Source organism: Saliphagus sp. GCM10025334 (assembly GCF_042663485.1).
Lineage (GTDB): Archaea > Halobacteriota > Halobacteria > Halobacteriales > Natrialbaceae > Natronosalvus.
Genome location: NZ_JBHTAF010000009.1, coordinates 1 through 24,107 on the forward strand (window position 1 = coordinate 1; position 24,107 = coordinate 24,107).

The 24,107-nt window shown below is 58.0% G+C and carries 29 protein-coding genes; 25 read left to right on the plus strand and 4 right to left on the minus strand.

The window, feature by feature from the left end; genetic code table 11:
* The first annotated feature begins 108 nt into the window (after window positions 1-108).
* On the plus strand, window positions 109-366 hold the full coding sequence (locus tag ACFQO4_RS20605; RefSeq protein WP_500262609.1) for a winged helix-turn-helix domain-containing protein: 258 nt from the start codon (window positions 109-111) through the stop codon (window positions 364-366).
* On the opposite strand, the gene ACFQO4_RS20610 is transcribed toward ACFQO4_RS20605, so the two are convergent.
* Entirely contained in the window at window positions 363-1,415 is a 1,053-nt protein-coding gene (locus ACFQO4_RS20610) for a Cdc6/Cdc18 family protein (protein ID WP_500262610.1), read from the minus strand. The genes ACFQO4_RS20605 and ACFQO4_RS20610 overlap by 4 nt on opposite strands.
* A gap of 909 nt (window positions 1,416-2,324) precedes the next feature.
* Here ACFQO4_RS20610 and ACFQO4_RS20615 point away from each other — a divergent pair.
* From ACFQO4_RS20615 to ACFQO4_RS20625, 3 genes are read left to right on the plus strand one after another with little or no spacing between them, the layout of a single operon-like run.
* Window positions 2,325-2,741 (plus strand): hypothetical protein, encoded by a 417-nt coding sequence (locus ACFQO4_RS20615; RefSeq protein ID WP_500262611.1) that lies wholly within the window; start codon window positions 2,325-2,327, stop codon window positions 2,739-2,741.
* The gene (locus ACFQO4_RS20620; RefSeq protein ID WP_500262612.1) at window positions 2,738-3,043 is read left to right on the plus strand and encodes a hypothetical protein; all 306 of its coding nucleotides are present in this window, start codon (window positions 2,738-2,740) and stop codon (window positions 3,041-3,043) included. The genes ACFQO4_RS20615 and ACFQO4_RS20620 overlap by 4 nt, the downstream gene beginning before the upstream one ends.
* Before the next feature lie 41 nt (window positions 3,044-3,084).
* Window positions 3,085-3,531, plus strand: a complete 447-nt coding sequence (locus tag ACFQO4_RS20625; protein WP_500262613.1) for a S24/S26 family peptidase — start codon at window positions 3,085-3,087, stop codon at window positions 3,529-3,531.
* 10 nt (window positions 3,532-3,541) lie between these two features.
* On the opposite strand, the gene ACFQO4_RS20630 is transcribed toward ACFQO4_RS20625, so the two are convergent.
* Window positions 3,542-3,937, minus strand: a complete 396-nt coding sequence (locus ACFQO4_RS20630; protein WP_500262614.1) for a type IV pilin domain-containing protein — start codon at window positions 3,935-3,937, stop codon at window positions 3,542-3,544.
* 337 nt (window positions 3,938-4,274) lie between these two features.
* Between ACFQO4_RS20630 and ACFQO4_RS20635 the strand changes: the two genes are divergently transcribed.
* The 3 genes from ACFQO4_RS20635 (at window position 4,275) to ACFQO4_RS20645 (ending at window position 6,280) form a co-directional block, all read left to right on the plus strand.
* Entirely contained in the window at window positions 4,275-5,060 is a 786-nt protein-coding gene (locus ACFQO4_RS20635) for a hypothetical protein (RefSeq protein ID WP_500262615.1), read from the plus strand.
* A gap of 59 nt (window positions 5,061-5,119) precedes the next feature.
* Entirely contained in the window at window positions 5,120-5,278 is a 159-nt protein-coding gene (locus ACFQO4_RS20640; protein WP_500262616.1) for a hypothetical protein, read from the plus strand.
* Between the two features lie 342 nt (window positions 5,279-5,620).
* Window positions 5,621-6,280 (plus strand): hypothetical protein, encoded by a 660-nt coding sequence (locus ACFQO4_RS20645; RefSeq protein WP_500262617.1) that lies wholly within the window; start codon window positions 5,621-5,623, stop codon window positions 6,278-6,280.
* 440 nt (window positions 6,281-6,720) lie between these two features.
* Here the strand turns inward: ACFQO4_RS20645 and ACFQO4_RS20650 are convergent, their stop codons facing one another.
* Window positions 6,721-6,921 (minus strand): hypothetical protein, encoded by a 201-nt coding sequence (locus tag ACFQO4_RS20650; protein ID WP_500262618.1) that lies wholly within the window; start codon window positions 6,919-6,921, stop codon window positions 6,721-6,723.
* Between the two features lie 51 nt (window positions 6,922-6,972).
* Between ACFQO4_RS20650 and ACFQO4_RS20655 the strand changes: the two genes are divergently transcribed.
* The 11 genes from ACFQO4_RS20655 (at window position 6,973) to ACFQO4_RS20705 (ending at window position 20,196) form a co-directional block, all read left to right on the plus strand.
* Window positions 6,973-9,696 (plus strand): hypothetical protein, encoded by a 2,724-nt coding sequence (locus ACFQO4_RS20655; RefSeq protein ID WP_500262619.1) that lies wholly within the window; start codon window positions 6,973-6,975, stop codon window positions 9,694-9,696.
* 113 nt (window positions 9,697-9,809) lie between these two features.
* Entirely contained in the window at window positions 9,810-11,240 is a 1,431-nt protein-coding gene (locus tag ACFQO4_RS20660; RefSeq protein ID WP_500262620.1) for a S8 family peptidase, read from the plus strand.
* Between the two features lie 14 nt (window positions 11,241-11,254).
* Window positions 11,255-12,364, plus strand: a complete 1,110-nt coding sequence (locus ACFQO4_RS20665; protein ID WP_500262622.1) for a hypothetical protein — start codon at window positions 11,255-11,257, stop codon at window positions 12,362-12,364.
* Between the two features lie 4 nt (window positions 12,365-12,368).
* Window positions 12,369-13,097, plus strand: a complete 729-nt coding sequence (locus tag ACFQO4_RS20670) for a hypothetical protein (RefSeq protein ID WP_500262623.1) — start codon at window positions 12,369-12,371, stop codon at window positions 13,095-13,097.
* 201 nt (window positions 13,098-13,298) lie between these two features.
* Window positions 13,299-13,742 carry a hypothetical protein gene (locus ACFQO4_RS20675; RefSeq protein ID WP_500262624.1) on the plus strand — a complete coding sequence of 148 codons (444 nt, stop codon included), beginning with the start codon at window positions 13,299-13,301 and terminating at the stop codon, window positions 13,740-13,742.
* Window positions 13,743-13,799: 57 nt separating this feature from the next.
* Complete coding sequence (locus ACFQO4_RS20680) at window positions 13,800-15,020, plus strand: hypothetical protein (RefSeq protein WP_500262625.1); 1,221 nt, start codon at window positions 13,800-13,802, stop codon at window positions 15,018-15,020.
* A 127-nt stretch (window positions 15,021-15,147) separates the two neighbouring features.
* Entirely contained in the window at window positions 15,148-16,245 is a 1,098-nt protein-coding gene (locus ACFQO4_RS20685) for a hypothetical protein (RefSeq protein WP_500262626.1), read from the plus strand.
* 80 nt (window positions 16,246-16,325) lie between these two features.
* Entirely contained in the window at window positions 16,326-16,721 is a 396-nt protein-coding gene (locus ACFQO4_RS20690; RefSeq protein ID WP_500262627.1) for a hypothetical protein, read from the plus strand.
* An 18-nt stretch (window positions 16,722-16,739) separates the two neighbouring features.
* Entirely contained in the window at window positions 16,740-18,275 is a 1,536-nt protein-coding gene (locus ACFQO4_RS20695; protein ID WP_500262628.1) for a C1q-like domain-containing protein, read from the plus strand.
* Between the two features lie 49 nt (window positions 18,276-18,324).
* The gene (locus ACFQO4_RS20700) at window positions 18,325-19,845 is read left to right on the plus strand and encodes an asparagine synthase-related protein (protein WP_500262629.1); all 1,521 of its coding nucleotides are present in this window, start codon (window positions 18,325-18,327) and stop codon (window positions 19,843-19,845) included.
* A gap of 78 nt (window positions 19,846-19,923) precedes the next feature.
* Window positions 19,924-20,196: a hypothetical protein gene (locus ACFQO4_RS20705; RefSeq protein WP_500262630.1), complete on the plus strand. Its 273-nt coding sequence runs from the start codon at window positions 19,924-19,926 to the stop codon at window positions 20,194-20,196.
* Window positions 20,197-20,273: 77 nt separating this feature from the next.
* Here the strand turns inward: ACFQO4_RS20705 and ACFQO4_RS20710 are convergent, their stop codons facing one another.
* On the minus strand, window positions 20,274-20,942 hold the full coding sequence (locus ACFQO4_RS20710) for an HNH endonuclease (RefSeq protein WP_500262631.1): 669 nt from the start codon (window positions 20,940-20,942) through the stop codon (window positions 20,274-20,276).
* A gap of 279 nt (window positions 20,943-21,221) precedes the next feature.
* Here ACFQO4_RS20710 and ACFQO4_RS20715 point away from each other — a divergent pair, with 279 nt between their 5' ends.
* The 7 genes from ACFQO4_RS20715 to ACFQO4_RS20745 all read left to right on the plus strand — a co-directional run bounded on the left by ACFQO4_RS20715 (window position 21,222) and on the right by ACFQO4_RS20745 (window position 24,107).
* Window positions 21,222-21,467: a hypothetical protein gene (locus ACFQO4_RS20715; protein WP_500262632.1), complete on the plus strand. Its 246-nt coding sequence runs from the start codon at window positions 21,222-21,224 to the stop codon at window positions 21,465-21,467.
* A 32-nt stretch (window positions 21,468-21,499) separates the two neighbouring features.
* On the plus strand, window positions 21,500-21,907 hold the full coding sequence (locus ACFQO4_RS20720; RefSeq protein WP_500262633.1) for a hypothetical protein: 408 nt from the start codon (window positions 21,500-21,502) through the stop codon (window positions 21,905-21,907).
* Window positions 21,904-22,170 carry a hypothetical protein gene (locus ACFQO4_RS20725; protein WP_500262634.1) on the plus strand — a complete coding sequence of 89 codons (267 nt, stop codon included), beginning with the start codon at window positions 21,904-21,906 and terminating at the stop codon, window positions 22,168-22,170. The genes ACFQO4_RS20720 and ACFQO4_RS20725 overlap by 4 nt, the downstream gene beginning before the upstream one ends.
* Before the next feature lie 43 nt (window positions 22,171-22,213).
* Complete coding sequence (locus tag ACFQO4_RS20730; RefSeq protein ID WP_500262635.1) at window positions 22,214-22,558, plus strand: hypothetical protein; 345 nt, start codon at window positions 22,214-22,216, stop codon at window positions 22,556-22,558.
* Window positions 22,551-22,895, plus strand: a complete 345-nt coding sequence (locus ACFQO4_RS20735) for a hypothetical protein (protein WP_500262636.1) — start codon at window positions 22,551-22,553, stop codon at window positions 22,893-22,895. Before ACFQO4_RS20730 ends, ACFQO4_RS20735 begins: the two co-directional genes overlap by 8 nt.
* Before the next feature lie 187 nt (window positions 22,896-23,082).
* Window positions 23,083-23,745 (plus strand): twin-arginine translocation signal domain-containing protein, encoded by a 663-nt coding sequence (locus ACFQO4_RS20740; protein ID WP_500262637.1) that lies wholly within the window; start codon window positions 23,083-23,085, stop codon window positions 23,743-23,745.
* Entirely contained in the window at window positions 23,742-24,107 is a 366-nt protein-coding gene (locus ACFQO4_RS20745) for a hypothetical protein (RefSeq protein WP_500262638.1), read from the plus strand. The genes ACFQO4_RS20740 and ACFQO4_RS20745 overlap by 4 nt, the downstream gene beginning before the upstream one ends.

Genomic DNA, 24,107 nt, shown 5'->3' on the forward strand with positions numbered 1-24,107 from the left:
CCATATGGGTTACTAAGAGCAGAATAAGAGTTAGCGCAGTAACCTATATAACGTTCCATAATAAGTATTCGGTGGGATTATAGACGCTATGACTCAATCTCTGCCAAGATGCACAGAGAGGTCGGTTGGATGAAGCCTGCCGACACGTACATTCTCGATTTCATGGCTTCCACCGACGCGAAGCTCAAACCGGCCTCAATCGCCCTGAACGTTCCGTACTCGGCCAACTGGGTCGGGCAACGCTGCCGGGAACTGACCTCTCGAGGGCTCCTCGAAAACTTCCCCGACGACGGCGCATACAAGATCACGGAAAAGGGGAAACAGGTGGCTGAACGCGAGATCGACGCCGAAGACCTCGAAGACTAACTTTTAGCAACTACTGCTCCGCCGAGCTCCTCGAGCACGACCTCTCGGACCTCGTACTCCGGGGCGCTCTCGTCTCCGGCCCGATCGACCAGATCGTACTCGACGAACTTCGGGAGCCACCCGCGAAAGGTTCGATTCGCCACGGGGTCGCCCGACCTGGACTCGTACGCCTCGAACAGCGGCGTCGACGTCGCCGGCCCGACCTCCCCGATCGCCTCGAGCCCAATCCGTTGCTGCCGGCTCAACGACGACAACCGCGACCGGATCACCTGCCGATCGGCATCCGTTCTGGAGGCGTCGACGACCGCGCGCGTGACCGACCCCTCGCCATCGCGACGGGCGCGCTTCACACTCTCAAAAAGCAACGAAATCGCGCGGCGACAGTCGTTTCGCTCCGCACACGCGGCGATGTACTCGAGGACGCCCGCCTCGACGGCGCCGGGCTCGAGGCCGATCGACGCGCGCTCGCGAAGGATCTCCACCAGTTCGTCCTGGTCGTAAGCGTCGAACTCGATCGAGGGAAACGACCCGATCCTCGAATCGAGGCGGATGTCGGCCCGATCGAACTTTCGCCAAGGTTGGTTCGCCACCAAAATCGGCACTAAATCGGGCACCTCGTATAGCTCCTGGAGGACGCGAAGCTCGTCGACCTGGTCGGCCTCATCCAAAACGACGACCGTCGGCTCGTCCACGATCTCGCGAATGCGGACGGCCATATCGGCCGGGCCGACCGATCGGCGCTCGAGCGTCGACCCATCGCCCAGCTCGGCGAGGACGTGATTCAGGACGTCTCTCCGGCTATGGATCGAGAGACAATCGAGAAACGCGACCGGGATGCCGGCGACGCGCTCTAAGTCCTCGAGGACGCACCGGGTCGTGCACGTCTTCCCGGCGCCCGATGGCCCGTGGATGAACGCACCCGTGGTGGAGTAGCCGTGCGTGAGGGGCTCGAGCGTCGAGGTGAGGTGTGATATTTCGCCGTCGCGATGGACGACCACCTCCCGATCGGGCTGGACGTCCGGTTGTAAAACCGCGTGGTCGGTAATCATACTGTGTTGGTGGTCGTGACAGTCTGAAATAGATAGGGGTCCGGTTTCGTACGTTTCGTGTTTTGAGGTCGTATTCAACGGCCTGGGGCGACCCACACCGTAGATTCACTAAATCCGTTAATTCGCGTGGGTTTATACGTGACGAATATCTAAACGAAAGTAGCGTCGTGGATAACGCGGCGCGACCGGGGAAACCCGGATGAGAGCATGATTAGAGTCGACGTGTCGCCCGAAGACGGGCTGCCAGCTACCAGTATGATTTGTGGCACAGCACTCCTGTTCGGCGGGGCCTATACGGCCGGGATTGGGCTTATCGCCCTCTCGGTTGTCTTCTGGGCCTTCTGAACAGTGTAACAACTTTTCGGTTATGAAAGCATGATTAGAGCTGTCGCCCTCGTCAGGGGGTCAGGCTACCAATATTCAGGTGGTTCGATCATGACCCACACCGAATTTTGGCATCGCCCCTACGTTAGGGAACGACAGGTGTCGCTAAAACGCCTACCCGCAAAAGTATTGCTATACCTGACATTCATATTCTAACTTACTGTCGTGATTTTCAAGAGATAGGGAAATTCGGTCCGATAGACACTCGAGCCGCCGCGCGCTCACTGCGACCGTCCCTATTCGGTGTGCGCTCGAGCCGATCACCGACGCCGTGACGTCCACAGACCGACCACACTCGAGACCTCGCGATGGCGACCGTGAAAATAGATATGAGTTCTGGTAGGAAACTTGAGGATCTGGCACCCGATAGCCTCGAGTAACTATGACAGAAACAAGAGGAGAATACCAATATTTATGTGGGAATAGCACTAGGCACTAGCTGAGCAACGTTGGTTCGTCGGGAGGAATCTCGGCCGGGCGGTGCAACGCCCGGCCAACGTGCTCACCCGGAAAGGTGATGCAAGAATGTCTACGATTCAGACGACGGAAAAAGGTATCGACGGCGAACCACTCGAGTTGATCCGCCGCGCCGAGAAATCTCGAACCACTGTCCGACGGATCCGCGAATTGCTCGAGGGCGATCGCTGTGTTTCGACCATCAAACAGGGCGACTGGTTCGCGACCGTGGAACACGTCCGCGACGAGACGGGCGTCGATCTCGTTCTCTACAGCGAGAACCGCTACGGTGCGTCAGTGAAGGGCCTCGACGAGAGCGGCCTGTGGGTCGTCTCGGCCTCGTTCGACGAGCGCGTCGGGTTCGGTAAGTCAAAACGGCCGCGCTGGGACGTCGAGGACGGCCTGACGTTCTTCCAACCGAACGACCCGCACCCGGAGTACTGCCGACTCGAGGACGCGAAAGCGCGCCTCGAGCAGTTCCGATGAACCAGACGCTCGAGACGGCGCTCTTGTCTGGCATCCCGGTCGGTATCGGACAACGAGGGGCCTGTGACGTCTGTAACCGGGTGCTGTACCCGAACGCGACGGTCGAACTCCTGATACTGGTCGACGACGGCTACGTCTCGATCGCGGCGACCAGGTGCGATCTGTGTTCGAATGGTGAGCTCGAGGATGGCACCGAGCGACCGTGCTGGCTGGCCCGAGGGACGTTGACGCCGTCGGTCGACCCACGGGGGCGCTCGAGGTTGATCCTCGCGGGTGCGAAAGTCGTCGATCGGTCGGTATAGGCCCGGAAGGCTTTTTTCTAGATCGGTTGACTGTCTGCATAATGGACAACCGTACGCAGTACGCTTTTGCAGTGCTCACGCTCTCGGCTATTACTGTCTGGCTTATCGCGGCGCCGACGCTCGGGTTGCCGATCGGCGTCCTCGGAACCGACGGTGGGTCGATGGGCGAAGATCCCGATGAGATTCAGTTCAACGTCTGGATCGACGCCGAACCGGAGATCGGGGACGTCGTCCTGTTTGAGCCTGGCGGGGAGTTAGGCGACCAGGTAGTGAGTCACCGAGTCGTCGCTGAAACCGACGATGGATATCAAACCAAAGGCGACGCGAACAACTTCATCGATCAAGATCAGTGGGATATTGAGGATCTGAACCGTGGGAACCAAATTGGGGTTGCAATATTCCGAATTCGATTAGAACACGTCGTAAGTTTCGCCTCCGTGACTGTTGCTGTCGCTGTGGCCTATGAAATCGCTTCGAAACGAAGTTAGAGGTGCGGTATTATCCGCTGTATTCCGTCAGGATATCTTCGCTGTTACCTCGCTCCCAAATAAGCTGGACTCGATCGCCTTGGTTATCCGGTGTGACGTTAATAGTGTCGCCAGTGTTGAATTCCCCTGACATTGTGGCGCTGCCACCTGAAACCCGAACAGAATCTAAATCCACAGGCTCACCGCCCCTGTGCTCAACGACATAAGTACCGCTATCATTCGTCCATTCGTAGTTAGCTTGCGGGGCAGTGTCGCCGGACCCTGGACCGAGGTCGAGCACAAACGCTGCGATAACAGCGGCAAGAATTACTGTGATCGCAACCATTAATATTACTCCGATAACGGGCGAAACAGCCCGTTCCGATTCATCACCGATCAGCTTACTTCTGTATTTTTTGAGATCCATGTGTGATCTTGTGCACCAGGTCTGAACGGTCAGAAACTTTATGGACCGACCCACTGTCAGTCCACCTGGCGAAGGGATGGGGGTATCCACACCAACCCACGCCGTCAGCTTCTTCGCGCCGAACCTGTGCTGATAGTCTCACTTAGCGACTGTATAATAAACCCTGTGGCTAGGTCTGAATAAACGAGAGTCACGGTATCTGAGACACTTTCAAAACTGATAATCAGCGACTCATAGAAGGCTTACAGCACCCCCTTGAAACGTTCACGTATGGCGATTTCGCCCTCGAGCACCGAAACCCGAATCCTCTTACATGGAACTGACCACCACTCGAGCAATGACTACCTGCGTGTTCGTGACCGAAGAAGACCTCGCACGAACCTTCGACGGCGGCGCCTACAAGGACGCCGTCGAGATCGTCCAACAGTACCAAAAAGCGACCGAGTACGCCTCGAAGCACAACACCAAATCGACAGCGACCGCGAAAGCACTCGAGCTCCCACGCGGGCGCCTGCGAACGTGGATCGACGACGGCGGCGCCCCCGATGCAGTGAACGCGATCGATGTCGCGAGCTCGAAAGGCTGGCTCGACCTCGAGTACAGCGATCCGAAGTTCGACGCGTTGAATTCCCTGGTGGCGAACGTCTTCTCGGGCGGGTCGATCGCGAATAACTACTATCGCCCATCGTTCGCGCTCAACCGGCGCGGCAAAGAGAGCCACGTGATCGACGCGCTCGAACTGGCCGACGTCGACTACCAGATCGTTGAGGACCGTTCTGGGCGTGCCGACGAGGCCCGGCCGACTGAACACGGCACGATCCTGGGCCGCGTGCTCACGACGCTCGGCACTCCCGTCGGGTCGAAAGCCGACCAGGACCTCGAGATACCTGGCTACCTCGAGGGCGCTCCTGAGGACGTCCGCGAACTCTTCGTCGTCTGCTATCTCGAGAACCGGGCGGGCGAGCACAACAAGATCCTTAAATTCCGTGAGGAACGCTCCGAAGCGTACCTCTCGAGTCTCGCAGCGCTCATCGAAGACGTCACTGGCGAACCGGTGAACGTCTCCGAGAAGAACGTGATCCTCTCGCGGGCGGCAACCGACGCGCTCGGCACGGTCGTCTAAAAGCGACCTATTTTACCATCGGCCTGTGACAGTCACGCCTATGGAGGTGAGACGTAGGAATGGTGAGGCGCGAGATCGACGTCACCGAATCGCTCGAGGACTGGGTATCCGAAGCGTTCGGCGACGAGGCGAACTCGCGGTCCGAGGCGTATCGCATGGCCCTGGCGTATGGAAAACGCCAATGGGAGCTCGAGGACAAGCGCGCCGAGTCTGAGTAGGCGCTCGTCAGTTCAGTTTTCCGTGGTGGATCGTATTCAATCCAGCGGTGGCACTATCGGCCGGACAATACTCGGTTATTTCCTGGTTAACAACCGTTTTACCACAGGCAACTTTCCGGCAAAGCCCCGGAACCTTCATGTATTAGGGAGTTTATCAATACAATAACGGTCATCGTCAACGACATGTGTCCGGGAATGGGGCCGTATTGGATCGGACTCTGAACCGGCAGCACCCTGCTGTGGTGGTCGATTTGACGAGGCTCCCCGGCCCGTAAAACGGCCGTGGTACATAGCTACGCTTCTCAGAACCGTCAGACAACCGCTCACACTTCCACGATACCAATGGCAACCTCATCCGCCCATAGTGACGAGTCCACGACTCGCGCGTCTCACGCACGAGCACAGTACGCCCGCTACGACCACTGGGGCGAATCAGAATCAGAAACCGACTACGACGCCGAGGAAAAGGATCTCGTCGGCCACGATCCGAACAGCAACGCCGTTACTCAACAGAAAATCGAGTCACTCGCCCATCTGTGGCTCAAGCAGACGTCTCAAGAGCCATTTCTGGACCCGGTTGCCCTCTGTGAGCCGACGGAGAACGGCCAGCACTCGAGCGAGGGAATCAGGGTCGACCTCACCGATCCGGAGGTCTACCCACCGTCGGCGAACAGTCTGGTCACGGCTCGAAGCGACATGGAAAAGAAGGCGCCGTCCTCGCGACGCTGGCGCTACTCCGAAGAGTACGGCCACCTCACCTACGGCGGGATCATCCCCGATCGGCCGAAGGACCAACTCCTCGAGCTCGTCGAGTACGTGAGCGCGAACATTCGGGCGGTTGAGGTCCCGCCACGGAACCAGCGCACGATCGCGGAGGGCGCACGCAAACTCAAAGAGCGCGGCAAACTCCACGACGCCGAAATCATGCGGCGAGTGGCGGAGTGGATCTTTCTACCGAAGGTGCTCCGAGACGACAAACAGCGCGACTTCTACCGACACTGAGACCTATTCCAATGACAAACAAATCAACTTCGAGAGCGACGCGTAGCCGCTGGCTTCCGTCACGGCGACAGATCCAGGCGATCGTGTTCAGCGCCCTCCTAATCCTCTCCATTCCGGCGATGGCTGGGGCCGGAGCGCTTGCCGCTGACACCGACGGTGGAAGTACGGGTGGCGGTGATGGCGGCGGTGACCCGATTCAGCAAAACGCCAGCTACTACGATGATTTCGAAGATGGCGATACAGTTGGATGGGTATCTGATGAAGGCTCACCCACAGTATCGAACGATAGTTTTTGGGGGACCTCATCGCTAAAAATCACGGAACAAGAGTTCACCCAGGACGCGTGGCAGTCACTTCGGTGGGACGATGGCCCTGAATTTGACACTCACGATAATTTCGAACTGACAGGCACATTCAAAGTAGCTAATGAGTCAACTGGGTCATATCGAATAGGCCTGGATGACCAGAGCGATAACGAGAAACACGGAGCGGTCCTCGTTATCGACAACGTTGACGGAGAGGTGTACCTTCACGAAGACTGGAGGGACAACGAAAATAACTATGACGTCCCGGAGGACCAGAAAACAGCCCCGATTTATGACACGTGGGTAGAGTTCCGGATGCAGTTTGATGGCGGTCACGCCAGGGCTAAAATCTGGGAAGCTGGGTCCAGCGAACCGGAGGAATGGCAAATGGAGGGTGAGTTCGACCAGTTCAGCGGCCCCTTCATGATGATGCCTGGGTACGATGGCGGCAACCGGGAAATGTGGCTCGACGAGGTTGATGCTGGCGCACACGTCATCAGCGGACAGTTCGTTGACCAGGAGGGTGAGGGAATCCCGAACGCCACAGTCGAAGGTCTCGGCGTCGACTTCACCACGATCGACGAGAGCGTCTACGAGGACCCCAAGGAACGGGCCGAGGAACTCCTCGATGAAGCGCGGAGTCCACTGCCAGATGCGTGGGACTCAAACTATGACCTCGATTCCCACATGGAAGCAGATGCGACATATCCACTGGTTCACCACAAGGACGACTGGGGTAGCGGATGGACGACGATTATTAGCGATGAAGTGGACGACCCACGATTGACTGTCGATCCGGACAAAGAGATCGTCCTCTCACTGTGGGACCCTGCGGAGGACGGTGGCTATGTGGACACTTCACCCGTCCGTAGCTCGCACCCGGGCGCACCGACTGAGGGCACGATCGTCGTCGAGCAACTGGGGCCGACGGGTGTCCTCGATCGGCAGGAACTCGATACGCGCGTGATGTTCACCGAAGAACGCATCGGGTGGCCTGACCGCGAGTGGCACGCCGCCAGCACCAGCCTCTCTCCAGGGATTTATCGCGTATATCCCGAAGGCGCACCGGAACGCGGCTACGTAATTTCCTCGGGCGACCCCGACGAGATCGCCTCGATGTTCTCATCCGAGCTCGAAAACGAGGCTGGCGAACTTGTGGAGACGTCTCAGCAAATCAAAGACCGACTTAGTAGTGGTCAGTTCGAGCGGCGGACGACAAGGACGAATTCGACCGGGCACTTCGAGATTCGCCTCTCCTCAAACGTCGAGCGAGCGGCCGTGCAGGCTTATCGAGCGGACGGCCAACTCTTAGGAGAAATCACGGGGCCGTCTTTCGAAGACCTCCGGACGGCTGTGGAGGAACACGACTACAACGGCACCTACGTAATCAGTAGCCCGCAACACTACGACGTCCCGACTGAAGGCGCGACAATTCAGGGCTACCGACTCGATACCCTTCCGAATCAGCCACTCCAGGGCTTCGATGAATGGAGAAATTGGATCGAAGACCAGCGACTCAACGAGACGATCTCCGAACTCGAGAGCGAATGGGACGAGCGCGTCGAGGAGATGGAACGCGGCCAACTCGAGACGCGATACGAGATGGCAAAGTCACTCGTCGAGACCGTCGATCCCGTCCGCGAAAGCTACCTCGAATCCTCCAAGTTCGACGAAGTACAAGAGGTCGAGGACCTCTCTCGAGAGGAACTCGAGACTGAGACGAAGTTGATGGAACAGGCGATCTTCGGGGCCAATCCACTCGACTTTGAACCCGGTGATGTCTCGATCGGGGACATCGATCTCGATGACCTCTCCGATGAGGAGATAGACACTGTGATCGACAAGATCGGCGGCGACCTCACCGATGAGGAACGCGAGGATCTGAAAGAGCGCGTGGACACGCTCGAGGAGTTGATCGACGAGCTCGAGGACATCGACGATGAGAGCGACCTCGAGGACCAACTCTCGGCGATCCGGGGCCAGTTCCCACTCCCGGAGGGCGTCGAGGAAGATGCCATCAACGTGAAAATCCAATGGTCTGACGGCACTACCGAGGTCGTTCCCGAAGACTTCTACGAAATCTCGGGAAGCGGCCTCTTCGGGGCGCGGACGCTCTCGGTCGAATATCCCATCGGGCCGAACGACCCCGCGACCGGAAACCTCGTGGTGACGGCAGCGAACGACGAAGGCATCGGCAATACTGGTGGCTCGATCATCAACCCTGGTTACTCCGGTGCGATTCCGAGTGTGCCGGCTGTCGACCTCTCGACGACGGCCCCCGGGCCGAGTGACCGAGTCACCGTCAACCTCCGACCCGAGACCGGAACGGGCTACGACAACCTCGAGCGTGTCGATGTGTACGACCCCGACGGAAACGTGGTTGGCGTCGACATCAAGAGCGCCACGCGCGCAACGTTCACCACGAACGGACAGGGCGTCCACACTGTCCGAATGACGTACCTCGCCAACGGCGGCGAGAAGTTCGTCCGGACGATTCGCGTTCGGGCACACGAACAACCTCGGTCGGGCAACCCGGTTGTTCGAGCCTCCGAAGACGCGACCGGCCCCTATGTGATTGTAGGGGAAGGGATTCGAAGCGGCGAGATCGACGTCGACGCTGCTGGACAGGTCCGCATCGCGGCCATCCTTCCGGGTGGCGAAAGCGCGCCTTCGAGCATCGACCTCAAGCCCGAGGCCGTACTGAGCGGCACCCATCACGACCTCTCGTTCAGAGTGCTCCAGGGCGATAACCGCGAGACGGTCCGTTCGCACGTTACCACCTACGTCCACTTCGACAACCTCCCCGAGGGCTCGCTGTTCTACCACGGGGACGGTCCCGTGACGTGGAGCGGCGACACCCGCTGGGGACAGGTGACGACGAACGACGACGGAAAGGCCGTCCTGTGGACGCAGACGAACGACCGGGGTCAGCTCGACCTCGAGATCATCGAGAAGCCTGAGTGGACCGACCGGATCAAGCACTGGGGCCAGGTCAAACTCGAGGGCCTACCGAGTCTGCCGTCGGTCCCGCTGTGGGTTGACGGACTCGGCCTTGTGTTCGTCGGCCTCATCGCCCGCCGGAAGCGGGACCCACCGAGACCAACAGCCTAAGAGGTGCATTTATGCAACGTAGACAATTCCTATCCGGAGTCGCAAGTACAGCCGTACTAACCACTACACCCGCCTTTATCGGTGGGTTCTGGTCTCGGGGGGCGTTCACGCCGTTGGCCGAATCCCGACCCGACGAACGGATCGAACACGGGCTCGATGACAGCCCGACGTTCATCGTGAAATACGACCCGGAGAAGCGAGACCGCCTCACGAGTTGGGTCGACAGCGACGACAAACGCGACTTGCTGGCCGAACACGACCACGCCGACCTCGCGACGATCTCGACGTCGTGGGAGGATGCGGGCGTGAAGACCTACCCCGGTGGCTTCTCGCGCGTCTCGGGCGGCCTCCAGTCGCTCTCGTGGGTCGAGTACGTCGACGCGAACGTGACGATGTCGTTCCCGGAGCCGCTCACCACACTCGAGGACTCCTCGGCATGGGACGTCGACCTCGATTACGGTGAGCGCATCCGACTGGCTGTTTCGAGAACGCCAACTCCCTCGAGCAGCGGCCTCGCGTTCGATGAGGACGCTCTGACGGCGTCGATCTCCGACGCTCGGGAACACGTTCGCGCGGACGATACACTCGTCTCGAGTGTCGGCACCTCGGGCATGGTCGTTGCCGTGGTCGACACCGGCTGTAACACCGACGGCGGCGACCTCGAGAGCCGATTGCTCCCGGAGAGCCAGAACCTCATCACTGGCGAGACGGTTGGCGACAACGGCCCCGAAGCGGTGGCTGACGGAGCGGATTCCCGTCACGGATCGTGGGTCTCTCACTGTATCGTCGGCCCGGACGGCTTCGCGCCCGGCGCCTCGCTGTTAGCACTCAAGGCACTCGGTGACGACGGAAGCGGCTCGACGGCAGACATCATCGCCGCGATCGAGGTGGCGATCGATGAGGGTGCGGACGTGATCTGCCTCTCACTGGGGAGTCCGATGTACTCGAAGGCACTCGCGGTCGTCCTCGAGCAGGCTGCCGAGAACGACGTCCTTCCGGTGGTCGCCGCTGGCAACGACCGGATTGGTGGATCGACCTGGGTCAACTCTCCCGCAGACGCCGACGACGCACTTGCGATCAACGCGACGAACGTTCCCGAAAGCGGCGATCGGGACGATACCAAAATCGCAAACTTCGGGAATATCGGCCCCGATCCGGGTGTCTCCGACCTTTCGAATGGTGACACCAACGGCGCCACTCCAGCGCTGGCGGCTCCGGGAATGGCCATTCGAATTACGCTTCCGAACGGCCCGAAGGAACTCTCGGGAACGAGTATGGCTGCGCCGATGGTCGCTGGCGGGGCGACACTCATACGCGCGAGTGAAAATCTGACCGTCGAGGAGGCGATCGACCGGTTGACGGTGACGTCCTACCCGCTCCCGAACGTCGGTGAGACGGAGGCTGAAAACGGTCTCCTCGACGTCCAGGCAGCGATCAACAACGCCGAACCTGACGAGACACAGGCCGACGTCCGAAACGACGAGGCACAGGTTCGGGACGAATTCAACCGCTGGCTCTCGAACACCCAGGGAGGGTGGCTTTAAGGAGGTTATTTTCAATGCCAAAGCAAACCCAAACAGAGATCGATAGCGCGGGCCTCGATCGGCGAGCCTTCCTCAAAACAACTGTGGCGACGGCTACGATCGGGGCGATCTCGATCCCGGCGTCAGTCGCTGCGACAGATTCGGGCGAAGTCGAGCTTGAGACGAGCGCGACCATCTACGATTCGGCTAACAGTGCGATCGAGATAACAGTCCGTGAGTTCGAGACTAGTTCCGACGACACCCCTCTGAATACGCATCTCGAGAACGTGAACGATGGTACGCAAACACACGTCCTCGATACGCTCGAGGCTAATTCAGACTATCACTACGAGTACTTCCTCGAGATGGGGGCGAACTCGGGAACTGACTCTCCGGAGTTCGACACCAACGCCGTTGCGCTAACACTCCCCGAAGAATCGATCGACTGGGAGTACACCAACTACACGACTGAAGAGGGTTGGCGCGGCAAACCCGATCATGTCACGATAGAATTTGACGAGCAGATGCTCTATCGCTACGAGCCGCTGCTGGTGACTGACTGGGAGACGCGCCAACGACACAATGGACTGTTCGGTTACGTGGCTCGATCTGAGGAGTACGATTACGACGTCTGTTGTTACTGGTCCCAACTCTCTCACCAGGACGGTGCGAACCTCTGGGGGTTCGTTTTCCAGGCAGACAGCCATCTGGGCGATCACGAGCCGATCTACGTGATGGTGGACAAGGAAACGGGCGAGGTCGCTCGAGTCGTCTACAGCGCCTATCACCACTTCCCCGCAGAGGTGGAACCGATGGGAGGGAATCTCGAGCAGATTCGCCATCCAGAGTTGCGAACCCACGCGACGCTCGAGATCATCCCTTATTGGCACCATCACAAATACTCGCCTGGCGAAGACGGCGCGTTCGCGAGCAACTTCTCGAACCTCGAAGACTGGGGCGAGGCACGAGAACAGTGGGCTGATAATGGCTTTTACAACCGCACCAACAGCCGCGCGATCGAGGACCCAGAAGTGATGCTCACGCGCTCGAGCTGGTGGGAGAGTGGGACGATAGATCACCGACTTGGCGAGTTATTCCACCGCCTCGGATGGGCGGGCGGCAGTGAAACAGACGACTTGAGGTGACACAATGGAAGGATACAACGAAATCGGTTCGGCAACGTCTGAGAAAAAATCGCCAGACTCACTCACGATCAACGGCTCGGACTGGCCCTTATCTGGCCTGACCAACGTTGTCGACTCAGACGGGATACTCACTCTGGATCTCGTAGCGATATTAGACGATTTCGAACGAGCCAATCTCGACCCGTATAGCGGCGCTACGGCAAGTTTCGAGGTGACGACTACTTCACCTGTTCAAGAAGGAAGCTACTCACTCAAAGGCAATTCATCTGGATCAGCTCAGACGATCGACTCCTGGTCTGGAGGGGGCCTCGAGGATTACCCAGCACAGGGAGACACGTGGGAATACTACGTTTACAACGATGGGTCTGGTGCTCAAGCGATGTTCTCGTTTGGCGTTCCTGACGGTATCCTATCGGACGACGACTCATATCGGATCTTCACTCGGTTCGACGTCGACGACTTCCTTATCCAACTGCGAAACGGCTCTGGCGGTACCACCGGCGACAATTTAGCTCAGACGAGCGTGACGTGGCCGACTGATGACTGGCTCAGAGTAGAGATCGGGTGGGAGACTGACGGTACAATCACTGGAACTGTTGAAGATTCTAATGGAACGGAGTTAGTTTCCGAGACGGCTACTGACTCGACTTTCACGGATGGGGGGATCGGATGGTCAGTCAATACGTCAACGAGTAGCGCATCGGCAATGTTCGATGGCGCGAAGTTCTTATAGCCATAACTATTTTCTTGATTGAATACTCACTGTGAGTGATAACTAAGTCGTGGCGGATAACAGGACGATCTAAGCCCAAAATTTTCACGGAGTGTTATAAAAATGATAACGAACAATAGCAACGCGTTGAGTCGAAGCGAACAGAAGAATCGGGCACCCCTCGAGGGGCTGACTCATCCGCTCATCTTCGGGGGTAACTGAATGCTCTATTCCACGATCTCCAGACGAGGGTACCTGGGTCTAATGGCGGCTGCTGGCTTCTCACTCTCAAATTGGCTCCCGTCTTTCCTCGGTGGGGCTGAGGATATTGGCCCACAACACCTCTCCTACGAACCAGGCCATACTGAATGGGAAGCTGGTCTGGCGAGTGAAGAAATCTATCGAACGGACCTCCACAGCTGGGAGACGCTAAACCTCCAACGGGTCGAACTCCAAAAGAAGGGTGGGGGAACAGGAAAAGGCCTCACACTCGAGGTCTATGATGATTCTGCTGGGGTCGTGATAGATTCAGTCGACGCCGGGCAAACATCGGTCAGTGGCGGAGAGGTCCCACACGGCTCGACGGTCCTCATCCGGATCACGAACAAGTCCGGTAAATCACAAACGGCGATGCCGATTGTCCGAGCAATCGTCGAAGAGGAGTAAGTAATGGCCGAGATCCAAATCAGCCAGGGGGCATCAGAGATAATTGCTCTAGGCTCAATGATTTTTGACGACGAGCTGGGCCACAACACGCTCCAGGCCGACATCACCGGATCGGACCTTAGTCACGCGTGGGTCGAGTTCTCGTTGAACGGAGGCGAGTTTCAGTCGATGAGCGAATACGGGGAAGCGGATTACCTCGAGCCGTTGAATCGCACACCCGATTCGGTCGTAATTGATAACATCTCCGTTCGGGAGTGCATGGACATTCGCCAGCCAGATCCAACTGACGATCGGTTGGTGATGATCTACGGCGAGAACCAACGCCCTGGACAGAATTTAGTATGGGCAGAATCACCTGGAGGGGACCTCACCCAATTCCAAAACACAGAGACAGTCTTTACAGCCACACACGAACAGTCCGAAGATCCGAACTGGTTCTACGACCCTGAGACGGAAACTCTGCATCTCTACTACGAAAGCCATGCAAATCCGAACAAGGTAGGCGTCCTGAATGCCGAAACCCTGGAGGGGAAAAACTACACGAACGAGATCACTCTGGGGGGTTCAGACTGGGATCTCGAACGGACGTTCAATTCACCCACAGTCTGGAGACACAACGATTCCCTGTACATGGCTGGCGAAGAACACGATTCTGGCATCGGGAATCTGTTCATCGCCAAAGGAAGCGGCCCGAGAACGTGGAACGACTACGTGATAGCCGCTAAAACGAACGATTACAGCAGTATTGATAACCACATCAATCTCCAGACGATGACGATCGACCGAAACGGCCGAATCCACGGCTATACAAACAACTTGCAGTCCGACGGCGAATGGGCCTCGCGGTACATGACGACCGAGAGCTACGATACAAATGGATTCCCGTCTGAGCCGTGGTCGATATCCTCAGATCGGATCACCTCTCACAACATCGGGTTGATCTACCAGCGATTCAACGAGCGCCACGTCTACGGGAGCCCGACTGCTTCAAACGACAAAATCGAATACTGGGAACTCTCCGGGAGCGTGATCGAGCGCTCGCTCTCGTCATCTGGCGGATCGGTCGAATGGGAGTACTACGAACCGACAGTACCGGTTGGGTCGACAATCGAATGGCGCGTCGCTGTAGAGGATACAAGCGGAAACATCGATCGCTCTGAAACGCTGGCCTTCGACGTCGTCGATGACGTCACCGACGGCACGGGACCGCCCGCGTTTGCTGTCAGGACAGCGAGCGGGGCACGACAGACCAACAACGCAGTGGTGGACTTCTCGTAACACAATCCGGCGATAGATACCAATGCCCCGAAATCCACAACCCTTCGAGAGCGGAGGTGTTCCCCCGCCTATGCGGGCCTAACACCACACTCGAGCACCGTTTTCTGACTAACCCCTTCCTTCAACAATGCGAATCAACATCAACAGAGCACTGGCTGTCTTCATGCTCCTCGCTGTCGTTACCAGCGGGGCGCTAGCAGGCGCAGCACTCGCAGACACAACCACCCTGGCCGGCGACGGCTCCGACCAGGTCACGAACTACGACGCAAACGACTCTGACTACCTCGAGACCGACATCACGGCCGATGACGGCACGAACGGCTTCGATGGCGACGGCACCGAGACGGCGTACATGAACGTCACCTACGACGGCGAGGAATACGCCACTCTCGAGGACGCGATCGACGACGGGACGGCGACCTCACAGACGCTGAACATCTCCCAGGGCGAACTGGCGGAACTCCCCGGTGACGCTGGCGAGAACACGACTGTGACCGTCAACGTCTGGGGCGAAGACGCCAACGGCAACGAGACGACGGCGATGGACACCTTCAAGGTCGACATCACCTTCGACAACAGCCACGCAGTCGTCAACGTCAACGACGACAGCGCGACGATCGAGGAGACCGAACTCGGCACGTTCTCGCTCGCGAAACTGTCCTTCGGCGTCTTCGGCGACGACGAGCCCGCCGACCTGCACACGTTTGACAGCACCGTCGGCATCGACGGCGACAACACGACGGTCACCGTCTACGACTCGACGAGCAACGGCTCGGACGCCTTCGACGAGGCCATGAGCGACGATCTCGAGTCCGGCGACCTGATCCTCGGCGCCTCGGCAGCGGCCGATGGCACGCCCGTCCTCGCCTTCGAGGGCGAGGCTGACGAGGACATCGTCGACACGGCCAACGACACCTACTACGTCCACGACAACGGCGTCTGGACGCTCCACGTCGGCGACGACTACTCCGGCGCCTCGGAGATCGACGTCTTCGTTGAGTCCCAGAACTACGGCGCGGCCTTCGACGCCGAAGACGTCGAGAGCATCTTCATCGACCAGGCCGACCTGAGTTACAGCGACCTGCGAAACGCCGGGTTCGACCGACTCGACATCATGCTGACGCTCGATGTCCTGCCGTTCCTCGGCTTCACGACCGTCGGCAGCTTCGGCGGCGCGCTCTTCGCGGCCGGCCTCGTCGTCTCGCGGCGCCGACTCTCGGCCTAAAGCACAGACTCACAACCACTAGCGGACGCGTTCTTTCGGTACCCAGGCCGAGATAGAGGTTCGACTCCTCGAAAGCGCCTATGGCAACCGAGCCAGCCACCCGGCACAACCACAGCACCGTCTCCCGAACGACCGAGCGGACCCGGACCGACGCACTCGCGGAACTCGTCAACACGGTCTCCGAACAGATCGGCTTCCCGACGATCGATCCGATGATGGTCGACGGGGACTGGTATCTCGACCGCGACGACCTCACCCTCAAGGTGTGGACCGGTCGCGACGGCGAGCAGGTGACTGTGGAATCGGACTCGACGCTGGCTGGCTGGAGCGTCTGGCACAACAAAACCGACGGCACGAGCGAGCGGGTGACGGACCGGCCGCTCGAGCGAGAAGCCGCTTTTTCGGTCGCCGAGCGTCTGGCCGCTGACCTCGATAAAGTGCCTGTGGCCTGCCGGACGGGACGAGCGAGCGAATAACAACAAACGGGGGAGATCATGACTAACCAAACACGCAGGGAATTCAACGCGAACGCAGCGACGGCACTGGCCTTCATGGGCTGGTTTAACAGCGAGAGCGACAACCCCGGAGTATCGGACCTCGGGTTCTTCGATACCCACCTGGTCGCCAACGACGGCGAGGGGATCACGATCGACCCCGAGTTGATGGACTTTGTCGGCGCGATCGAGGCCGTCGAGACGGACGACGGTGTCGAGATCCGACTGAACGAAGACCAGCTCGAGATCGACGGGCTAACCAATCCGTTAACTGAGACGTTCGACGCGGCTGGCCAGGACATCGACAACGTTGGATCGCTCAATACAGGTGAGGCAGTTGTCAACGCCAGCGACTACGCTGATCTACAGGCGGCCATCGACGACCTCCCAGTGGCACCGGGTAACGACTGGGCGATAGTTGATGCTCAGGATAGTGGAGTGACCTATGATGGCCCAATCACCCTTGAGCCGCACCACCCGCCGGTGAAAATCATCGGAGCAACCGACGGAAGCGGAAACCCGGACACGACGATAGACGGCCTTCAAAGTGGCCCTATTATCTCACAAGAAGGCTCGCGTCTCCGACTCGAAAACCTCAAGCTCGAAAACGCCGAAACCCGCCACGTCCTCCTTAACCAGAGCTATTGTCTCTATTATAACTGCACCGCTGGCGTTGGATATAACGACCGACCTATACAAGTTAATTATCAGTCTTCGTGTATCCTTCGCGGCACTACCACAATTGAGGGAGAGGGAACAGGTAGCCGATTGGCAATCGGGGTCGTGAACGGCTCTCTATCGGTTCGATACGCGACGGTAAAAGGCGGTACACAGAGGGTCATTGAAGCGAACGATGGCGGACACATAATGGGCCATCCAGATTCGAAAGTTACTGCTGGAAGCGACGTGGCAAAAATTGGCATTCGTGCGTATCAGGGGTCGGACTGCAAATGGGTTGGCGAGATTGCAGACGTAGATACTGGCGTGTTTGCCGGACAGCACGGAATGATCGAGGTCAACTCAAGCACGACCTACACGAACGTTTCGGAGAAGTACGACACCGACACGACCGGATTCATCTATGACGCAGACCTCTCCGAACCGTTCTACAATCCGGAGATAAAAAACGCCACTAACACCTACCTATCGACCGACCAGACCGTTGCTGATTTGTCCGAAACTAAAATCCAATTTGACAGCGTTGCATTGGACGAACTGGATGGTTTCGACACCGCAAATAACGAGTTTACAGCCTCAAAGGAAGGTTCTTATCTTGTCTCCGCCACGATCCAGTTAGACGGCGTTTCTGGTTCTGGCCGCGGTCTCCTCAAAATCAACCGGAACGGCTCCAGCAGACGGCAAAATAGCTCTGCTATTACGGGGAGTGGGGGACGAGACTCAGCGACCGTCACAGGCGTTGTTAGTTTAGCAGACGGCGATACGGTAAACATCACGCTCCAGCAAGATACTGGAGGGGACGTAACTGTAGATGGGGTTCAGCAAGCCAGTTACCTCGATATAACGAGACTCGGGTAACAGTAGTGTGACCGACATCACTATTTAGGTTGATTTGGATTACGTCAATATGGCAAACTATCATCTAAATCTCACTCAGAATTGGGACGTAAGCTCTAACCGAAAGGTCAATTCTCATACCACCTCTCCGCCCTCTAACGTCAGTGAAAATGAGGATTGTCCTGGCTTTTACGCGTACATTGAGGAGAGGCCTGATGAGGTCGTTGCGAGTGTGGATCATATACGAAGTCTTCCGCTCTTCTATGCCGTGCACGATGGAGCCCTTTACCTCTCCGACAGAAGTGACTGGATAGACTCAGTTATCCCCTCGAAACGTGACCGGGTCTCGACTGCCGAATACAGGAATATAGGGCATGTGAACGGTCACAGAACAAGACATCCAGACATCAAACAAATGCTCCCCGGTGAAGTGCTTCGGTGGAAGGAGGGGACGCTCGATATTACTCGGCATTTCACGTTCTCCTATGATCATGACAAACAGAAGACCGTCGAGAATGTAGCTACAGTTGCGTCGGCCGCGATCGAGCGGTTGATCGATTACGCTGGCGGACGCCAGATTGTCCTTCCCTTGAGTGGGGGTCTTGACTCACGAATAATCGCTGCTTTGCTCGTAAAACAGGGTCACGAAAATCTCGCTGCTTTCACATACGGGCAGCCCACTTCAAATGAGGTACAGATCGCTGAAGAGCGAGCTGATGCTCTCGGAATAGACTGGCACTTCGTTAATTATGATCATGCGACATGGAGAGAATGGTTCAGAAGTGAGGGACGCGACCGGCTTTACGATCTAACTGGCAGCCTTGCAGGAGTTCCACATATTGAAATGGGGCCTGCGTTGAGCGAGTTGGCTGATTCACCTTCGATCGAAAATGACGCTATCATTGTCCCAGGACACTCCGGAGATATGATTGCGGGCAGCCATCTTCCGAAACAGTTTCAACAAAAACCTCGTGTGAGCCATGACGAGGTCGTCCAGTGGATGTTCGACACACACGTTTCGCTGGGGACGTTTTCAAAGGACACCCGGCCCGAAATCATTGACCGGATAACAAACCAACTGGGGATATTGTCAGAAGTGGATTCTGTTACGGCGTCTGAAGCGGTTGAGGCCTGGGACTTCCGGAATCGGCAGCCCAAATACATCATCAGTTCAATGCGTGCGGTTGAAGCGTACGACTTCGATTGGTACCTTCCCTTATGGGATAGGGACTTTGTGGAATTTTGGTGTAGTGTTCCGCTTTCGCAACGAGTCGAGACGCGTTTGTATCGAAAAGCGATATCGGACATTTGGACAGATGTGACCGACGAAACAATCGATGAGGCGACAGCGACAGAGAGATCGTCATTGAAAGGTCGTGGGAAGAAATTGATTCGGGGAACCCTGGCTGAGTCGATTCTTCGGGTAGGATATGAGAGACTCCAACAGAGGCGAGCGTACGGAAATCATCCGCTGGCATGGTATGGAGTAGTACCGCAAGACGTGTTCGACGACACATATACCGGAAGCGAGCATATCAACGCATTTGTCGCGAGAGAGCGCCTTGGCGAAATCTCGTTCGATCAACGCTGATCCTGTTGAACAGTCGAAAACCTTACTAGATTTCGAGACGTGTACGTGGATAGATAGTGGTTCCTGCTGAACAAGACAATGACGAAGAAACAACCGTGGCACGAGAACGTTGAAGAGCTAATCGAAAATCGCCCCGATTCAATCTTGTCGAGGGCGGGGCTAACAGAGAGGTTCGGAGAAACGGACGAGGAAGGATGTTACTATATCCTCCACTCTGATTCCTCAGTAACGTCCGATGACATGGAATGGTTGCTTAACAACTTCGAGGGCCATGTTAAGGTGAATGGGGCGTATGCAGGAGAGTTGCAGATTAGATTCTCTGAAACGAAGCTCAACTTCCCTACATCCTGAGTCCGTACATACACACTCAGTTCACTCGAGCGTAGCCTGAAAACAGCCGAAAGAAAACTGAGGTGTTACGCAGAACCCTAACTGTTCCACCGCTCTTCAGCATGATGTCTACCGTGATCCGATTTGGAGAGCAACTCGAGATTCTCGGGTCGATTATCCCATTCAATTCCATTGATGTGGTGAACCTCCATATCGGAGACGGCATCAAACCCGAACTCAGAAACAGCGAGCAAGCGATGGACGTATACAACATAGTGGGTGCCATCGAATGTATTTGACCACCGCTCGTAGCCGTCTGATTTGGTATGGAATTGGGCTGGGCGCCGTCGAAGCGAACGAAGGCGAGCTTCGGTGGTATCCCGACGATCAATCCCTAGCCGAACCATCCACTCACGAACCGTCTTCCCTGTGCACCCGAGCCGCTCACCAATTTCGGGTGTCGACAAATGACGGTCATGATAGAGCTCCTGGAGTAGTTCAGGATCTCTCCAAGGGGCGCCCTCAGCCGCAATATTTGGAGGTTGCCGCCGATCAATCCCAAACCGATCCATCACCTCCCTCACTGTCGTTGCAGAGCATCCGAGCTCGTCCCCGATCTCGCTGCTGGACAACTCCTCACCATGATACAACTCCTCGAGCTTGTTCTTGTCGAACCATGGCTTAGACCGGTTTTGATCATATTCGACACCGAGTTTCTCACACCACGTGAGAACGGTCGACTTGGAACAACCCAACTCATCGGCCATTTCGCCTGCCTGAAGTCCTTTATCGAGGTGTAGTTCGCGTAGCGTCTCACGATCTCGCCACTGTTGTGAACTCATTCCAATAAACCAAACTTACAGTACGAACTGACAAAAGAGAACCGCTACCGCACTGAAAGTAGAAATGCTCCACGAAGCCCGGTCGATCCGGACAGGCTCTCGGTGAGCCAGCTCGAGATACACTAGCGATCTCCGTATTCTTTTCGCCGACCCGTTCACCGGTACCCAGGCCGGGATAGAGGTTCGACTCCTCGAGAGCGCCTTATGGCCCAGTTGAAAACCAGCGTTGTCGGACTGATCGCCTGTGCAAGCGCCCTCGTCGGGTACGGTCTCGGCCTCCTCGCGCCTCAAATCCCGCGTGATCCGTTCGGCCTCGAGCCCGGCATCCTCGCGTCGACTCCAGAGACGCAGGTGTTCATCGCGATCGGTGCGGTGAGCGTCGTGGCCGGAATCGTAACGTTCGGACTCGCCACTCGCGTTCTCGAGCGGATCGACGTCTCACCCGCGTAGGCGTATCGGGGTTCGACTCCTCGAGCGGGCATATGGCTACTCGAACAGCCACCGACCACAGTACTGCCACCGTCACCCGGACGGGAGACCGCACCAAATCGGACGCACTCGCCGAGCTCGTCGCGACCGTCTCCGAACAGATCGGCTTCCCGACGATCGACCCCGTGAGCGTCGACGGCCGATTCCTCACCGACGAGGACGGCGTCTTCCGGAAGGTCTGGACGCGCGCAACTGGCGAGGATTACGAAGAGCGCGTCGTCGCCCGCTCGCGGTCGCTGCTGGCCGGCTGGCACGTCTACCATCAGACGGCTGACGGCAAGTGTGAGCGGATCACGGAGATGGCCCTCGAGCGCGAGGCCGCCTTCACCGAAGCCGAGCGGCTAGCCGCCGATATCGAGTCGGTGCCGGTCGAGTGCCGGACCGGGAGGGCAAGCCAATGAGCATGCGAAAGAAGGCGCTCGAGCGGGTCTGGGCGCTTATCTGGCAGTTCACCGTCGGCTACGTTCTAACGATCCTCGTCATGATCGTCGGCTACCTCTGGATGGTCATCGACCTGCTCTGGCAACTCCTCCTCGGAAGCGAGGGGCTGAGTTCTGGCTCGTCGATCGGCTCGTACATCGAGGCGTTCTGGATGTGGAGCGCGGGCCAGACGGTGTTCGCGATGACTGGAAGTGGCGACGGACAGTGGCGAGCACTTCCCTAACCCGCAGTGGCGGCATCGGGGTTCGACTCCTCGAGCGGGCATTATGAGCACGGATACAACCAACGACGTCGCTCAGACTCGCGTCGAATCACCTGACGACCTGGTAGAGGCACCAAAGACCGACTACGCAGACTCAGCACTCATCGATTTCAATATTTACATGCTGATAATGACGACCTGCGGGTTCTGTGGCGGCGTCCTATTCACAGCCGGCTGGTTCGGGGTGTCGCCTCTCGCGAAGTACGTCCCCCAGGCCGGAATAGGCGCGCTAGCCGTCGTGGTTGGCGTCGGTGGACCGCTCGGCATCTACCTGGTACTCCGGTCAGATTACTCGGACGTGTTCGGGACGCTCCGGCAGATCCCCTCCCGAATCGACAACGATGACTAACAACATGATCGAGTTCGGCGGGCCAAAGAACGCCACCCCGCGCGTGTTGCTCGCGCTCGTGGTGTTCATCCCGTTGAATATCATCCTCGGCGCGGTGTACGCGTTCATGTTCGGCGCCGGGGTCGTCCTCGCGGCCGTTCTCCAGGGCGTCTCGAGCGCACTGGCGTTCATCGCGTCTCCACTCCCCGGACCAGGCGTCTGGAGTACGTACGCGAAGTTCTTCGGGGCGCTTCGTGGCGAACAGGCCCGTGTTGGTTCGCAGGCCGTCGGTGACGCGGGAACGAACATCGTTCAGGGCAACTGGGCGATCGCCGCCCCGGACGTGAAACTCGTCTAAACCCATCGCGCCCTCGTCTCGAGGCGCGTAACAAATATCGGGGCAATGGTGTTGGCCTTCGACGCTGCTTTTCACAGCGTCGGGCTTTCAGACACCGAATCCGACAACGCACAGCGAATCCAATCACCTGGGGCCTTCTCTTCAGCCCTTCGCGCAACCTTCCGCACCATCTTTCAGTACCAGAATCATGAAACCCAACACCACCAGACGACGGTTCATCCAGGCCTCGGGCCTCGCGGTCGCGACCACCGGGGTCTCGATGCCCGTGAGCGCACAGACAACCGACTCAACCCAGGGCATCCTCGCCGACGGCGTGGCCTACGAGGCCGACCGGAGCGCGTTCTTCTCCGGTCTCATCTCGGGATTCGGCTTCGGCTCGCCCGACCCGCTCGAGGTCGTGGTCGACGAGGCTCGCAACGAGTTTAACGCCAATTCCGACCTCTGGGTCGACTACGGCAACTGGTTGCTCGAGGAGGCCGACGTGAACGCCTACGGCAGCGCTGAGATCGGCGTCACCTTCGCCTATTCGCGCTGGCGCTGGCCGACCGCCTCCGGCGAGATCGAGACGACCATCCGGGCGACCTACGACGACGTCACCGAGCAGTTCATCGACCTCGAGTGGCCGCTCGAGTCCCCAGAGGACCCGGATTTCGAGGTGACACTCGAGAACGAGGCCGCCGAAAACGCCTCGGATGACCTTTCACAGTACCGCCGAGACAACCTCGAGGGCGGATTCACTCTCCCGTCAAACGAATACCTGAACGAACTCGCCGGGAAGTACGCCGTCAACATCGGGGTGGGCAAGGACGCGCGTAATGTCCTCGAACTGCTCCTGGGGTGGTCTCCATGAGCCCGAAAAACGTTATCCTCTGGCCGTTCTGCCAGATGAAAGGCTGGCTTGCGAACATCTGGCTGGTGGTGAGTACGGTTTCGATCGCCGACCTCTTTCCGCCGTGGGTCGTTTCGACACTAATCTTTATTCGGGATAGTCTGCCCCGGTCGCTTGGGTTCACATCGTCGCTTCCGCGCCATATTACGGGCGTGGCCGTGTTCACAGCCGCGATGGTAATCAGCAGCCTGGGGATCCTGACCTACGTCGCTATCCCGTACGCCCTCTTTTTTGGGGCGTTAGCACTGTTCCGTCTCTGGCCGGCCGTTAACGACCGCTGGCCAGTAGACGAGTCGTCGTGGCCGCTCTGGACGGTTCGATAA